The sequence below is a fragment of the Rhizobium oryzihabitans genome, assembly GCF_010669145.1.
Taxonomy (GTDB): domain Bacteria; phylum Pseudomonadota; class Alphaproteobacteria; order Rhizobiales; family Rhizobiaceae; genus Agrobacterium; species Agrobacterium oryzihabitans.
The window spans coordinates 1,273,538-1,287,216 of the sequence record NZ_CP048632.1 but is presented as its reverse complement, the minus strand read 5'-3'; the positions used below and the strand labels follow the sequence as shown (position 1 = coordinate 1,287,216).

Sequence of the window (13,679 nt, the reverse complement as noted above, 5' to 3'; positions counted from 1 at the left end):
TCCATCGTGAATTTATCTGGCCGCATCACCCATTCGGGTGGACGACAATGCGCGGCGTTTTGTTATGGTTAGTACAGAAGCCCAAGAGTGCTCTCCCAACCCCACCATCCGGTTTCCTGTACCGGATGGAATGCCTTGCGAGGCCGCTGCCGTGGCCTCGCAAGGCTTTCTTTATTGGTCTCGTGGTCTCTCGATCTCTCGGTCCCTCATTCCTGTGCCTGTCACAGGAATCCAGCCAGCCCAAGTCGTTGGGCTGAAAAGACTCTTCCCCGCCACGCAGACGCGTGTCGGCTGGATGCCTGTGACAGGCACAGCAACGAGGGAGTGGGGATGTACCGCTTGCGGTACTCAGACGAAGTGGCGCAGGAATTCCTTTCTGGCACCTACTCCGCCTCAAGCCGTCGCCCAACTCACGCGGGCACTAGCCGCAGCCGCGTGCCCCAGGGATCTATCGCTTCCACAACTTTGTTCTCCATCTCCACCAGCACATAACCGGCCGCCCGCAGCCGTGTTTTCTGCACTTCTAGGTCGGCGGGATTTTTGATGGTGAGCGCAAACCAGTCGAGGCCGGTTTCGGTGGTGTTACGGCCTTTTGCGCCCCGACTGTTCCAGGTATTGACGGCCAGATGGTGATGATATCCGCCTGAAGACAGGAAGGATGCATCCGTGCGGGCATCCTGTGTCGGTTGCAGGCCGATAGCTTCCTCGTAAAAGGCGCGGGCGGCGGCAATCTCGCCGACCCGCAGGTGAATATGGCCGATGCGCATCCCCCTGGGTGCGGCTTCATAATCGCTTTTCCTGGTGTTGGTCAGCGCCACGAGATCATCGACATCAAGCGGTTCGGTGCCCATTTTCACCACGTTCCCGCTCCACACCCATGTGTCCTTCGGCCGGTCGCTGTAAACCTCGATGCCGTTGCCCTCGGGATCGTTGAGATAGATCGCCTCGCTGACATTGTGATCGGCAAAACCGGAAAGCGGCACCTGTCTGAGCGCCGCATGCACCAGCCACCGCGCCAGATCCTTGCGGCTGGGCATCAGATAGGCGATGTGGAAGAGGCCGGCTGAAGTGGGGCTTTCGTAATCGGCGGCCGGCTTGTGGACGAGATCGAGCAGCGGCACGGTGCCGACGCCGAGCGTCACGCCCCTCGATGTGCGCTCCACCTCGTTAAGCCCCAGCACGGAACGGTAATAGTCGATCATCGGGTCAAGTTCGCGAACCCGAAGGGCGGCCTGGCCGATATGCATGGGGGTCGTCAGCGCGAAGGGAAGGACCGCGCCGGCATTTGCGGCGGACGTGGCGCCTTCTGCTCTCAGAGCACCGGCAAAGGCGGTCGCGGCGCAAGAAATTCCGGCAAATTTCAACGTATGGCGGCGAGTAAATTGCATGAATAATCTCTTTTTGGGCGATGTGAATGGCTTAGGGAACACTCCGTTTCTCCGCACTACACGAATGCGTCAGCAACGCTGTTATTTTGCTTTTGCGGCAATTCTGGTGCGCAATTCGCCGCAATTATGCTGCACTGCGATGTAAACTGCACGTTGCGGCGTTTCCAACATGCTGCCAATGCTGTAGATGATAGAAAAATGACAACGCTTCTGGGTGGAGAGCGTGGAATGAAAAAGTGGGTTTATACCTTCGGCAACGCTGCTGCCGAAGGCCGGGCAGGTGACGTTGCTATATTGGGCGGCAAGGGTGCAAACCTTGCCGAAATGGCAAGTCTCGGCCTTCCCGTTCCCCCGGCCTCACCATCATAACCGATGCCTGTGCGCTTTATCACAGGAACGATCGCGATCTTCCCGAGGAGCTGAAGCTGCAGGTCATGGCCGGGCTTCATGGCATGGAAGCCGTGACCGGCAAGACATTCGGCGGCAGCCAGACGCCGCTGCTTCTGTCGGTCCGCTCAGGCGCGCGCGCCTCCATGCCGGGCATGATGGACACCGTTCTCAATCTCGGTCTCAACGACCGTACCGTCGAGGCGCTCGGCCACGATGCGGGTGATGCCCGTTTCGCCTGGGACAGCTACCGCCGCTTCATTCAGATGTATGGCGATGTCGTCATGGGCCTCGACCACGAGCTGTTCGAGGAAATTCTCGAAGATGAGAAAGGCCGCCTCGGCCATGAATACGATACCGATATGTCGGCAGTTGAATGGCAGCACGTCGTCTCGCTTTACAAAAAGCTGATCGAGGACGAGTTGGGCGAAGCCTTCCCGCAGGACTGTCATGTCCAGCTCTGGGGCGCGATCGGCGCGGTGTTTGCCAGCTGGACGAACCATCGCGCCGTGACCTACCGGCATCTGCACAATATTCCCGGAGACTGGGGCACGGCGGTCAACGTCCAGGCCATGGTCTTCGGCAATCTCGGCTCGTCCTCGGCAACCGGCGTCGCCTTCACCCGCAATCCTTCGACGGGAGAGGCGGAGCTATACGGTGAATTCCTCGTCAATGCACAAGGGGAAGACGTGGTGGCGGGCATCCGCACGCCGCAATCCATCACCGAGGCTGCGCGTCTGGTCTCCGGTTCCGACAAGCCTTCGATGGAAAAGCTGATGCCGGAGGCATTCAGTGAATTCCTGGCGATCTGCAGGCGGCTGGAAAATCACTATCGCGACATGCAGGACCTAGAATTCACCATCGAGCGCGGCAAGCTCTGGATGCTCCAGACCCGTTCCGGCAAACGCACCACCCGCGCCGCCATGAAGATCGCCGTTGATATGGTCGAGGAAAGGCTGATTTCCAGGGAGGAAGCCGTCTGCCGCATCGAGCCATCTTCGCTCGACCAGCTGCTGCACCCGACCATCGATCCCGGCATCTCCCGGCCCGTCATCGGCTCCGGCCTGCCGGCTTCACCGGGGGCTGCGACGGGGGAGATCGTCTTCACCTCGGAAGAGGCGGTCGCCGCCGAAGCGGAAGGGCGCCGCGTCATTCTGGTGCGTATCGAAACCAGCCCGGAAGATATTCATGGCATGCACGCCGCCGAAGGCATTCTGACGACGCGCGGCGGCATGACCAGCCACGCCGCCGTGGTGGCGCGCGGCATGGGCATTCCCTGCGTCACCGGTGCGGGCTCCATGCGGGTCGACATGCGCAACAAGGTGCTGATCGGTGTCGGCTGCATGCTCAAACGCGGTGACGTCATCACCATCGACGGTTCCTCCGGCCGGGTGCTGAAGGGCGAAGTGCCGATGACGCAGCCGGAACTCTCGGGCGATTTCGGCAAGCTGATGCAATGGGCCGACGGGCTGCGCCGCATGACGGTGCGCACAAACGCCGATACACCGGCCGATGCGCGTGCCGCCCGCGCCTTTGGCGCGGAAGGCATCGGTCTCTGCCGTACCGAGCATATGTTCTTCGAGGGCGACCGCATCCATGTGATGCGTGAGATGATTCTCGCCGAAAGCGAAAAGGGCAGGCGGGCGGCGCTCGACGAGCTTCTGCCGATGCAGCGCTCGGATTTCACCGAACTTTTCCAGATCATGCACGGCCTGCCGGTAACGATCCGCCTGCTCGACCCGCCGTTGCACGAATTCCTGCCGAAGACGGATGGCGAGATCGTCGAGGTGGCCGCCGCCATGGGTATGCCGCAAACGGTGTTCCGCCAGCGGCTGGATGCGCTGCACGAATTCAACCCCATGCTCGGCCATCGCGGCTGCCGGTTGGCGATTTCCTATCCCGAAATCGCGGAAATGCAGGCGCGCGCCATTTTTGAAGCCGCCGTTGCGGCGGCGCGCATCACCGGTGCGCCGGTTGTGCCTGAGATCATGGTGCCGCTGGTCGGCCTCCGGTCAGAGCTTGATTACGTCAAGGCCGTCATCGACACGGTCGCCGCCGAGGTGGCGGAAGAGACCGGCATGACGCTCGAATATCTGACCGGCACGATGATCGAGCTGCCGCGTGCGGCGCTTCGCGCCCATGTCATTGCGGAAGCCGCGGAATTCTTTTCCTTCGGCACCAACGACCTGACGCAGACGACCTTTGGCATTTCCCGTGATGACGCGGCGCGTTTCATCAATACCTATCAGCGCAAAGGCATCATCGAGCGCGACCCGTTCATCTCGCTCGATTTCGACGGCGTGGGGGAATTGATCCGCATCGCCGCCGAACGCGGCCGCCAGACGCGGCCGGAACTGAAGCTCGGCATTTGCGGTGAACATGGCGGGGATCCGGCCTCAATCCATTTCTGCGAGGATGCCGATCTCGACTACGTGTCCTGTTCGCCCTTCCGTGTGCCCATCGCGCGTCTCGCAGCCGCTCAGGCGACGCTTGCTGCAAAGGCAAGGCAGGGCGAGACCGCCAGCAATGTCGCCTTCATTCCCGTCAGGGGTTCTGTCGGACGATGATCTGACGTTCGACCACGACCGGCCTATAGAACATGTCGCGGTTCATCTGCGCCTGCCAGGCGCGGTTGTCGGCGCGGCGGTCTAGATCAAGGTCCAGCAGGCATCCGGCCATCTGGTCCGTACCGGGGCGGAAACCATAACCCCGGCATGTCGCCTCGTCCCGCGCCCGGCGCTCTTCCGGCGTCAGCGTCTGGCAGGCGGTGAGTGCCAGCATGGCGGCAAGCGCACCGAAGACGATGGAAACGCGCATTTTGTTTCTCCCTTGAGCATGACAGCCGTACGGCACTTTTATTGCCGCGATTGATACGCCTGTTTTCTTGTGGGGAAAAGCCGCGTAGGGGCGGAAAGTTGCATTGGAAAGCTGGCGGCCGCAGAACTGCGACCGCCCTTCATTTGAACAGACGTCAGGCCGCCGCAACCTCCCGGTCATCGAGCGCTTCGATGTCCTTGGCGTTGTTGTAGACGGCCTCATCCAGAATGCCTTCACGCTTGGCGACGATGGTGGGCACCAGCGCCTGACCGGCGACGTTGACCGCCGTGCGGCCCATATCGAGGATCGGGTCGATGGCGAGCAGCAGGCCCACACCTTCGAGCGGCAGGCCGAGCGTGGAAAGCGTCAGCGTCAGCATCACCACCGCGCCCGTGAGGCCGGCGGTTGCGGCGGAACCGAGCACGGAGACGAAGACGATCAGCACATATTCCTGGATGCCGAGCGGCACCTGGAAGAACTGCGCGATGAAGATCGCCGAAATCGCCGGATAGATGGCGGCGCAGCCGTCCATCTTGGTGGTGGCGCCAAGCGGCACGGAGAAGGCGGCATATTCGCGCGGAACGCCGAGGCTCTTTTCCGTCACGGTTTCAGTGACGGGCAGGGTGCCGATGGAGGAACGCGAGACGAAGGCGAGCTGGATGGCCGGCCATGCGCCCGCAAAGAAGCGCGATGGCTTCAGGCCATGGGCCAGAAGCAGCGCCGGATAGACCACGAAAAGCACCAGTGCCAGACCGATATAAACGGCCGCCGCATACCAGCCGAGCTGCGACAGCGTCGTCCAGCCATATTGGTCAACCGCGCGGCCAAGCAGGCCGATGGTGCCGATCGGGGTGAGCCGGATGACCCACCAAAGGATTTTACGCACGATGGCGAGCAGCGACTGGTTGAAGGCGAGGAACGGCTCCGCCGCCTTGCCGGCTTTCAGTGCCGCAACACCAAAGGCAATCGATACCACGAGCAGCTGCAGCACGTTGAAGTTTAGCGAGGTGCTGCCGGAACCGTTGTTGATTTTGGTAGACGCTTCGAGGCCGAAGACGTTGGCAGGAACGAGGCCCTTGAGGAAGTCCAGCCACGAACCGGTGGAGGACGGCGCAGCCGCAGCCGTATTGGCAATCGCCGTGTTGACGCCCGGCTGAATGACGAGGCCGAGCACGATGCCGATGACCACGGCGATCAGCGCCGTGATTGCGAACCACAGAAGCGTCTGCCACACCAGCTTTGCCGCATTGGAGAGGTTCTTGAGATTGGCGATGGAGGCGACGATGGCAGTGAAGATCAACGGCGGAACCAGCGCGCGCAGGAGCTGCACGAAAATGCTGCCGATGGTCTGCAGCGTCACCGAAAGCCAGTTGGGGCTGCCGGCGGCATCGGGACCGATATTGCGCGCAACGAGCCCGAGCAGCAGGCCGATGACTATGGCTATCAGAACCTGAAAGCCGAAATTGCGATAAAAGGGTTTGGCCCCGGAGGGTCGGACGGGCGTCGTTGCCTGTGACATGGCGTGTCTCTTTTTTATGCAAGAAAGCGAGAATGATGCACGTTTTACACGCATTCTCGAAGTAAGGGACCGAGAATACGCCGATTTCCTCAGCAATTAAGGGATGAGCTTGCGTATTTGTTGCACTACCGGTGCATTATTCTCTTATGGGCAAACAATGCGGAAAAATATTCCCGCCATCGTCGCCCTGGTCACGCACACGCTCGAACCGATGTTGGAGGCTCGGAGCCTTTAGCTTGGCAACGCCGTGACAGCACGCTCCCCCACACCGGACTGGATCCGGGTCCATTGCGATCACGATCCCCGATCGCGGGCGTCTTCTTCCAATGCGCACACGCCGTTGCGTCATACCGGATAAGGTCCGGCATGACGCAGGAAAGGTTTGCGCACTTAGCATCGGATCGGACCCGTCCTTTGTTTTCACCGCAAATCCGGTCTATGACATCATATGCAGGTGATTCCCTTGCCAGATTTCGGGTGCAACGCTTTTACGCCAATGCGATCTTACGGATATCCGCTTCCATGACTGTGCGTTTCGTCCGGCCTTTTTCGGTTGCAGCCTATCTTTCCCGCTATCTTGGTCTGGCGGCGCTTTCGCTTTTTCTCATCGCCGCCGGCATTCACCGCTTCGGGCCGTTAACGACGCCTGATCTCGTCGGGCTGCTGATGATTGCCGCCGGAATTGCTCTGGTCGCCGTGCTTCTGGCGTTGATCGGCCTCGAACGGTTATGGACGAAAGGTGCGCGGGGCGGCCTTTCGGCGCTTTCGGCGCTGCTTCTGTCGGCTCTTCCGCTCGGCGTCGTCGGTTATGGTGCCTTTCTCTACTGGCAACAGCCGAAGATTTACGACATCTCCACCGATCTTGCCGATGTGCCGGAATGGCTGGTGATGCCGGCTGCCAACCAGCAATGGCTGGTCAGGCCCGCAACCGTTGCGAAAGAGGACCGCGATGCGCAGGCCGAAGCCTATGCGAGCCTCGCCGGACGCCGTTACGAAGGCGCGATAGACCGCATTTATGCCGCCGCCAAAAAAATGGCTGCCGCTCAGAACATTCGCATCACCCATACCAAGGGCGTCATCGGCGCGGTGGAGGCTCCTCCGGTCGTCATTCCGGAACAGGGCAAGACGCCGCCCGCCGAGGAGGGGCCGGTGGAGGATCTGCCCTCCATCGTGCCGGTGCCCATGGCCCGTCCGGCAGAAGCGCCGCAACCCACCTTCTTTAATGGCAGCGGTGTGGTGCTGATGCAGGGCGAAACCCGCACACGCATCTGGGGCCTGCGCTTCGATATCCTCATCCGCCTGAAGGAAGAGGCGGAAACCACCATCGTCGACGTGCGCGTCGCTTCCCGCTATGGCCCGCACGATCTTGGCATGGGTGCTGCAATCGCGGAGGCCTATCTCGATGCGCTGGATGCGGAAATGCAGGGGTTGAACGACAATTGAGCCTTTTCCGATAAGTGAGGTTTGCGGCAGTGAGTGTCGCTGCGTCGCTGCCGCTCGATTCTTCTCCCCGCCGGGAGAAGATGCCCCGAAGGGGCAGATGAGGGGGCAAAGCTTTCGGTCTATCGCTAACGTCGCCCCTCATCCCGCTGCCGCGACCTTCTCCCCGGCGGGGAGAAGGAGACAAGCCGCACCCGCTCGTCCCATCAACGGGGCAACGGGGATGAGGCCTTAACAAGTTTTGAAATGTCGCGTGCCAGAAATACCCGCTATGCCGGGAAATATTCCCCCAGCAGCGATGGCGCACCATCGGTCCGCACCTCACCCTTTTCAATCAGGTCTTCGATATGCGCCAGAACGGAAAGGGCCGCAGCCCCATGCAGGCGCTTGTCGGTGCTGGCATAGATGACCTTCACCATATCGGCGATCCGCCGGTCGCCATCTTTGATGCGCTTCAGAACCGCTTTTTCCCGCATGCGCCGATGGGCGCGCAGGCCCCGCATGAAGGCGGCGGGATCGGTGACCGGGCCGCCATGGCCGGGCAGGAACAGCCGGTCGTCGCGGGTGAGCAGCCGTTCCAGGGAGGCCATGTAATCGCTCATCGCCCCATCCGGCGGCGCGACGATGGTGGTGGCCCAGGCCATGACGTGATCGGCGGAAAAGACGATGCCGCTGCCATCAAGCGCGAAGGCGGCGTGGTTGGCGGTGTGTCCTGGCGTATGCAGGGCCGTCAGTGCCCAGCCGTCGCCGGAAAGGCTCTGGCCGTCACTAAGCGCAATGTCCGGCACAAAAGCCGTATCGGAACTTTCCGCAAAGGGATTGGTCTCACCCACATGCAGCGGCCGGGCGGCCCGGTGCGGGCCTTCCGCGACCGTCAGCGCGCCGGTCGCCTCTTTCAGCCGCCGCGCTAGGGGCGAGTGATCGCGATGGGTATGGCTGACGAAGATATGGGTGACCTCGCGGCCATCAAGCGCCGCCATCAGCGCCTGAAAATGCGCCTCATCCTCCGGGCCGGGATCGATGACGGCGACGGAACGGTCGCCGACAATATAGGAGTTTGTGCCGTGGAAGGTGAAGGCGGAGGGATTGTTGACGGTGATGCGCTGAATGAGCGGGGCGACGGGAACCGCCTCGCCATAGGCCGGCTGGAAATCGAGATCGAATGCCGGGTCCGCCATCGAGACCTCCTGAAAAATGCCATGCCACCCAGAGCCACGGCCTCAGCCGCGCCATCGCCAAGCCCTAACATGCCATGTCAGGCACGGCATCCAAAAAGCTTGGATTTTGTGAAAAAATAAGTCGCCGGGTCATTGCCGGGCCGGGCAGGCTTTGCTAATCAGGCGCGGTTCAGGCAGCGGCGTTTCGCCCACGCTGCCCTGTTGGGGCGTCGCCAAGCGGTAAGGCACCGGTTTTTGGTACCGGCATTCCCAGGTTCGAATCCTGGCGCCCCAGCCAAATTTTCTTACCGCAGTTAAATAAGAGACTTAGACGTAGATGCGTACCTCGGTGAGTACCTCACTATGTACCCCGTTTGCCGCAAGATTTGAACTCTTTCGACCACCTATGTTGCGTGAGTGATAGTCGCTCACTTTTTGCCAAGCAGTTGGCGGCGTCATGATCGGAAGTGAGGAAGCTGGAAGAGCGCGCCGCAACCTCATTGATAAATGGTTATTGCCCGGACTATCGAACAGTGACCTTGATACTATCGGCTGTGGATACCTGTGCGTTGCGAATATTATCGCAATTTTCGTAGGATATAGTGTGCGTCCTGTGCCTTGCCTTTTGGGGATCTAATTGAATGAAGACGACTTTACTATTCTGTGCAGCAGTGATGACGCTGGCTGGCTGCCAGACACCGGCACCACAATCTGTTTTGGATTCGCAGCGTCCTCCTACCAGATCGATTAAACGGGACTATGTGGCCGTCCTGCGCGGAACCATTAAACCTGGGGATTTCACGAAAGCCGAGATTTCGAGCGTAGTGTTGCTCGATCCCGCAAAGCAGATTTACGCTTTTTGCACGCGGACAGCAGAACGTTCCAATCCCAATTGGTCGTATATTGGCATAGCCTTGTACCAGAATGTGAGCGTGGACGCCTCAAAGAATGACTACCGCTGCCGTGACAAGCGGTTGCGTTACTATAATTTTCCTGAGTTGCTGAACATGAAGTCCTGATTGCGATTGCGCGGCGCAAAGCTCGTCTTCCGCGCCGCCCATCTTCACTCCTGTGCTGGAGACCATGCAAGGAAACTTCAGGAGAAGTTCGGGGGCTCAGCGAAAGACAGCAAAGACGCCGCGCATCCAGAGACACGCGGCGTCGAATCCTAAATCGCAGCCAAGCCTTAAAGCGCGATATCCGGCACCTTCTTCACCGGCGCGCCCGCAGGGGCCGCACCGGCGCCCTTCAGCGCCTCAAGGTCGATCTGCGGCGGGGTGGGCAGCTGCAGGTGTTCGGCGGTGTAGGCCCATTCCTGCTGCACTTTTTCCGGGTCGTCATTCAGCTTGGTGCCGTAGCTCGGCACGATCTGGCGGATCTTGGCCTGCCATTCCGGTGTCGCCACCTTGTCCTTGAAGACCTTTTCCAGAACGCTGAGCATGATCGGAGCGGCCGTGGAAGCGCCTGGCGAAGCGCCGAGCAGGCCGGCAATGCTGCCGTCCTTTGCGGCGACGACCTCGGTGCCGAGCCGCAGTACGCCACCCTTTTCCGCGTCGCGCTTGATGATCTGCACGCGCTGGCCAGCCTGCCACAGACGCCATTCGCCCTGCTTGGCATTCGGGAAATATTCCTTCAGCGCGGCAAAGCGGTCGTCGTCCGACATCATCAACTGGCCGGCGAGATATTCCACCAGCGGATATTCATCGATGCCGACGCGCACCATCGGCCAGGCATTGCTTGTCGTGACGGAGGAGACGAGGTCGAAATAGGAACCTTCCTTCAGGAACTTGGTCGAGAAGGTGGCAAAAGGCCCGAACAGGATGACGCGCTTGCCGCCAAGCACGCGGGTATCGAGATGCGGAACCGACATGGGCGGCGAGCCGACCGAGGCCTTGCCATAGGCCTTGGCCAGATGCTGCATCGTCACATCAGGGTTTTCATTGATGAGGAAGGAGCCGCCCACCGGGAAACCGGCATAATCATCACCTTCCGGAATGCCGGACATCTGCAAGAGGTGCAGCGCGCCGCCACCGGCGCCGATGAAGACGAATTTCGCATCCACCACCTGCTCGGCATCGGTCTTCGTGTTGGTGTAGGTCACGCGCCAGCTGCCATCTGCATTGCGCTGGATATCGGAAACCTCGCTGTTGACCTGCAGGTCGAAGTTCTGGTCACCCTGCAGATGCGATACGAACTGCCGGGTGATTTCGCCGAATTCCATGTCGGTGCCGAGCGGCGACCATGTCGCGCCGATCTTCTGGGAAGGATCGCGGCCTTCCATCATCAGCGGCACCCACTTCTTGATCTGCTCGGGATCAGTGGAATATTCCATGCCGGCGAAAAGCGGGCTGGCCTTCAGCGCCTCGTAGCGCTTTTCCAGATAGGCGACGTTTTCATCACCCCAGACGAAGCTCATATGCGGCGTGTGGTTGATGAAGGAACGTGGGTTCTTCAAAACGCCGTTGCGCACCTGCCATGCCCAGAACTGCCGGGAAATCTGGAAGGATTCGTTGATGTTGACGGCCTGGCTGATCTTGATGTTGCCGTTGTCGTCTTCCGGTGTGTAGTTGAGTTCGGCAAGCGCCGAGTGGCCGGTGCCGGCATTGTTCCAGCCGTTGGAGCTTTCAAGCGCCACGCCATCCAGACGCTCCAGCATCTGCATCGACCAGGTGGGCTCGAGTTCGCGCAGCCACACGCCAAGCGTCGCGCTCATGATGCCGCCGCCGATGAGAAGCACATCGACCTTCTTGGCGGCCGTGTTGGCGAGAAGCGGTGTAACCGGCAGCGCGGCTGCGGCGATGCCGGCGAGCGCGCCGCCCAGAACCTGTCGGCGGTTCATGGGAAATGCGTTGGAAAGGGAGGTTTCCTTGGAAAGATCAGTGAGCTGGGATTTGTCTTGATCAATGGGAGTCACGGCCATACCTGATTCTTGTTTTGTGTTAAAAACATTCCTCCCATTCGCCCCGTTACAGCAAAGCGTAAACCGGCACAACCCGGACTCATTCACTCCAGTTCAAGCGTTTTTGCGGGGTTTTTACCGGGACATAAGGTCGCAAACGCGATTTTCGCCGCCTTGCGAATTGTCATTTTTTAGGATTACGAAGATTAGGCGCGGCTTTCAAACGGTTGAAAACGTCCTGCGTGCAAGATGCCGCGGAAAGGCCAGCGAGCCGCCGTTTGCGGAGCTACAGCGGAAGGGCTGGGCCGTGGCAGGCAAATTTTTTTCAGGAAAATGACAATAGTCCCCAAAAAGTGAAAGGCCCGCCGGTGTGGGCGGGCCTTGCTGTTCCATTTGCTTGCCGAAAAGCTCAGTTTGCGGCGAGGAATTCCGCGCAGTAGCTCGGACCGTTGACGCCGGGGCGGTCGGAGACCGTGCGCACCGAGGTGATCGTATAGTCGCTGGAAACGACAAGCTGCACCGTGCAGGAGAGCGAGGCGGTGCGGGCAGGCGAGATCTGGCGACCCTTCTTGCCGTCCTTGCCTTCTTCGAACTTGGCCGGAATGGTGGCCTTCTTGTAGCCGCCGCGCCAGTTATAGACGGTCGAGCTGCCGGTCTCCGTGTCGCTCAGCGGCGGGCCGAATTTTGCGAAGAAAATACCTGCCGACTGGCCTACCCACCGCGTTTCAACGGGGCTCTTCTGGGTGAAGGAAGGGGCGGAGCCGCCCGTGGAGGTCGTGCAGGCGGAGAGCGCAATGGCAAACGCTGCGAGCGTTACGCTGCGAAATAGCATGGTGAAATGTCCTTTGTGCCGTGTCCGGCTTCCCGCCGGTCATTCCGTTCCCCTAGCAGATTTGACGGCGACGGGCAGGGGAGGCGTGCTGCCTGACGAAAATTTCCTGCCACAATTGCTTTTTTGTAACGTTTTCGGCCATCCAGGCCCGTGCCGAGGGCACCTCTTGGTCGCCCTTCGCCACGCCGGGAGAACTTGTCATAAAAAATGCAATATGCCGCTTGTCGAATGCCGGAGGCTGGTCTATAGAAGCGCCGCTGGTCACGGAGTGTAGCGCAGTCTGGTAGCGCACCACGTTCGGGACGTGGGGGTCGGAGGTTCGAATCCTCTCACTCCGACCAGCTTAAGCCCAATATTTCCCGAGGGCTTGCAGCCAATCCCGATAGTTACTGAAAATCCTTCGAAGTCTTCTACCGAAACCGGACCGTTTAGAATGCATTCGCGCACACGCGCCCGCAACTCAGAGCTTTAACGACTGCACGGGCAGTCAGCTACTCATTCCCGCCAGCGCGAGAATGAAAAAAACGCGGACAACAGCTTCGGACAAAAGTAATAGCCTCAACGTAAGTGCGGTCTATCGCCATTAGCGATAGCGGTAATCACCACGCCAGTCTCGACGGTCGCGCCAATCCCTTCGGTCGCGCCAGTCGCGACGGTCATAGTCACGATAGTGGCGGTCGCGGTCATAGCTGCGGTAATAAACGCCGGTCGTATAATATCCGCCGCTCCGGTATCCTCGATCGTCGACACAGCCGCTCAGGATGCCCACCGAAACCAGGCAGATCGCTGCAGTCAGAATTTTCATGATCTTCATCTCCCAATGACGGACTCTAACGTGCGCTTGAGTACGCAGTTCCATTGCTGGGAGAGTGAGCTGTCGACCATTAACCGGGCCTGAACGCGGTTCCACGGGTTTCCCTGTCAATTGCCGTGGCTGGACTATCCGGGCACCACGCAGGCTGCGACGCCAGTGCGAAGCGGTGCCACCGCGTTCGCCATCTTCCCGGCTCAGCTTGCGTTCGGAAATCTGATGAGTTTGCCGGTATCGACTGTAAAGAAGCCATTCTCAGTGCAGCCGCAGGGAACGCAACCGCGCCTCACCCGTTATCCATTCACAACGACAATGGAGGATAACATGCTAAAGGGTATTGCGCTGTGGGCTATGGGCGTTCCGGTTGTGGTGATCATTCTGCTTTATATGTTCGTGTTTTAAGCGGCGCCTACACAACGGCCCGCAAAC

The 13,679-nt window shown here is 60.1% G+C and carries 10 protein-coding genes, 2 tRNA genes and 1 pseudogene; 6 read left to right on the top strand and 7 right to left on the bottom strand.

Going from position 1 to position 13,679, the window contains the following annotated elements; all coding sequences use genetic code 11:
* Positions 1-410 precede the first annotated feature (410 nt).
* Positions 411-1,388: a VOC family protein gene (locus G3A56_RS06810; RefSeq protein ID WP_082183875.1), complete on the bottom strand. Its 978-nt coding sequence runs from the start codon at positions 1,386-1,388 to the stop codon at positions 411-413.
* 228 nt (positions 1,389-1,616) lie between these two features.
* Between G3A56_RS06810 and ppdK the strand changes: the two are divergent.
* Positions 1,617-4,342, top strand: a pseudogene (ppdK, locus tag G3A56_RS06805) (pyruvate, phosphate dikinase).
* Here ppdK and G3A56_RS06800 read toward each other — a convergent pair.
* Together G3A56_RS06800 and G3A56_RS06795 are read right to left on the bottom strand one after the other, a co-directional pair.
* Positions 4,320-4,592, bottom strand: coding sequence for a hypothetical protein (locus tag G3A56_RS06800; protein ID WP_082183877.1), 273 nt, complete (start codon positions 4,590-4,592; stop codon positions 4,320-4,322). The pseudogene ppdK and the gene G3A56_RS06800 overlap by 23 nt on opposite strands.
* Before the next feature lie 154 nt (positions 4,593-4,746).
* A complete protein-coding gene (locus G3A56_RS06795) occupies positions 4,747-6,111 on the bottom strand; it encodes a dicarboxylate/amino acid:cation symporter (protein WP_164056225.1) in 1,365 nt (454 codons plus the stop codon).
* A 522-nt stretch (positions 6,112-6,633) separates the two neighbouring features.
* Here G3A56_RS06795 and G3A56_RS06790 point away from each other — a divergent pair.
* Complete coding sequence (locus tag G3A56_RS06790; RefSeq protein ID WP_082184612.1) at positions 6,634-7,554, top strand: DUF1499 domain-containing protein; 921 nt, start codon at positions 6,634-6,636, stop codon at positions 7,552-7,554.
* A gap of 266 nt (positions 7,555-7,820) precedes the next feature.
* On the opposite strand, the gene G3A56_RS06785 is transcribed toward G3A56_RS06790, so the two are convergent.
* Positions 7,821-8,729 carry an MBL fold metallo-hydrolase gene (locus tag G3A56_RS06785; protein WP_082183878.1) on the bottom strand — a complete coding sequence of 303 codons (909 nt, stop codon included), beginning with the start codon at positions 8,727-8,729 and terminating at the stop codon, positions 7,821-7,823.
* A gap of 202 nt (positions 8,730-8,931) precedes the next feature.
* On the opposite strand from G3A56_RS06785, the gene G3A56_RS06780 reads away from it, so the two are divergent.
* Both G3A56_RS06780 and G3A56_RS06775 read left to right on the top strand, forming a co-directional pair.
* Positions 8,932-9,006: transfer RNA gene (locus G3A56_RS06780), tRNA-Gln, on the top strand.
* 343 nt (positions 9,007-9,349) lie between these two features.
* Positions 9,350-9,727, top strand: coding sequence for a putative periplasmic lipoprotein (locus G3A56_RS06775; protein ID WP_035241748.1), 378 nt, complete (start codon positions 9,350-9,352; stop codon positions 9,725-9,727).
* A 167-nt stretch (positions 9,728-9,894) separates the two neighbouring features.
* On the opposite strand, the gene mqo is transcribed toward G3A56_RS06775, so the two are convergent.
* Together mqo and G3A56_RS06765 are read right to left on the bottom strand one after the other, a co-directional pair.
* Positions 9,895-11,628 carry a malate dehydrogenase (quinone) gene (gene mqo / locus G3A56_RS06770; RefSeq protein WP_164056224.1) on the bottom strand — a complete coding sequence of 578 codons (1,734 nt, stop codon included), beginning with the start codon at positions 11,626-11,628 and terminating at the stop codon, positions 9,895-9,897.
* Positions 11,629-12,016: 388 nt separating this feature from the next.
* A complete protein-coding gene (locus G3A56_RS06765) occupies positions 12,017-12,439 on the bottom strand; it encodes a hypothetical protein (RefSeq protein ID WP_003494303.1) in 423 nt (140 codons plus the stop codon).
* Positions 12,440-12,703: 264 nt separating this feature from the next.
* Here G3A56_RS06765 and G3A56_RS06760 point away from each other — a divergent pair.
* A tRNA-Pro gene (locus tag G3A56_RS06760) sits at positions 12,704-12,780 on the top strand.
* Between the two features lie 242 nt (positions 12,781-13,022).
* Here G3A56_RS06760 and G3A56_RS06755 read toward each other — a convergent pair.
* Positions 13,023-13,244, bottom strand: a complete 222-nt coding sequence (locus tag G3A56_RS06755; RefSeq protein WP_035241752.1) for a hypothetical protein — start codon at positions 13,242-13,244, stop codon at positions 13,023-13,025.
* Positions 13,245-13,364: 120 nt separating this feature from the next.
* Between G3A56_RS06755 and G3A56_RS06750 the strand changes: the two genes are divergently transcribed.
* Positions 13,365-13,652 carry a hypothetical protein gene (locus G3A56_RS06750; protein WP_082183880.1) on the top strand — a complete coding sequence of 96 codons (288 nt, stop codon included), beginning with the start codon at positions 13,365-13,367 and terminating at the stop codon, positions 13,650-13,652.
* Positions 13,653-13,679: the final 27 nt, after the last annotated feature.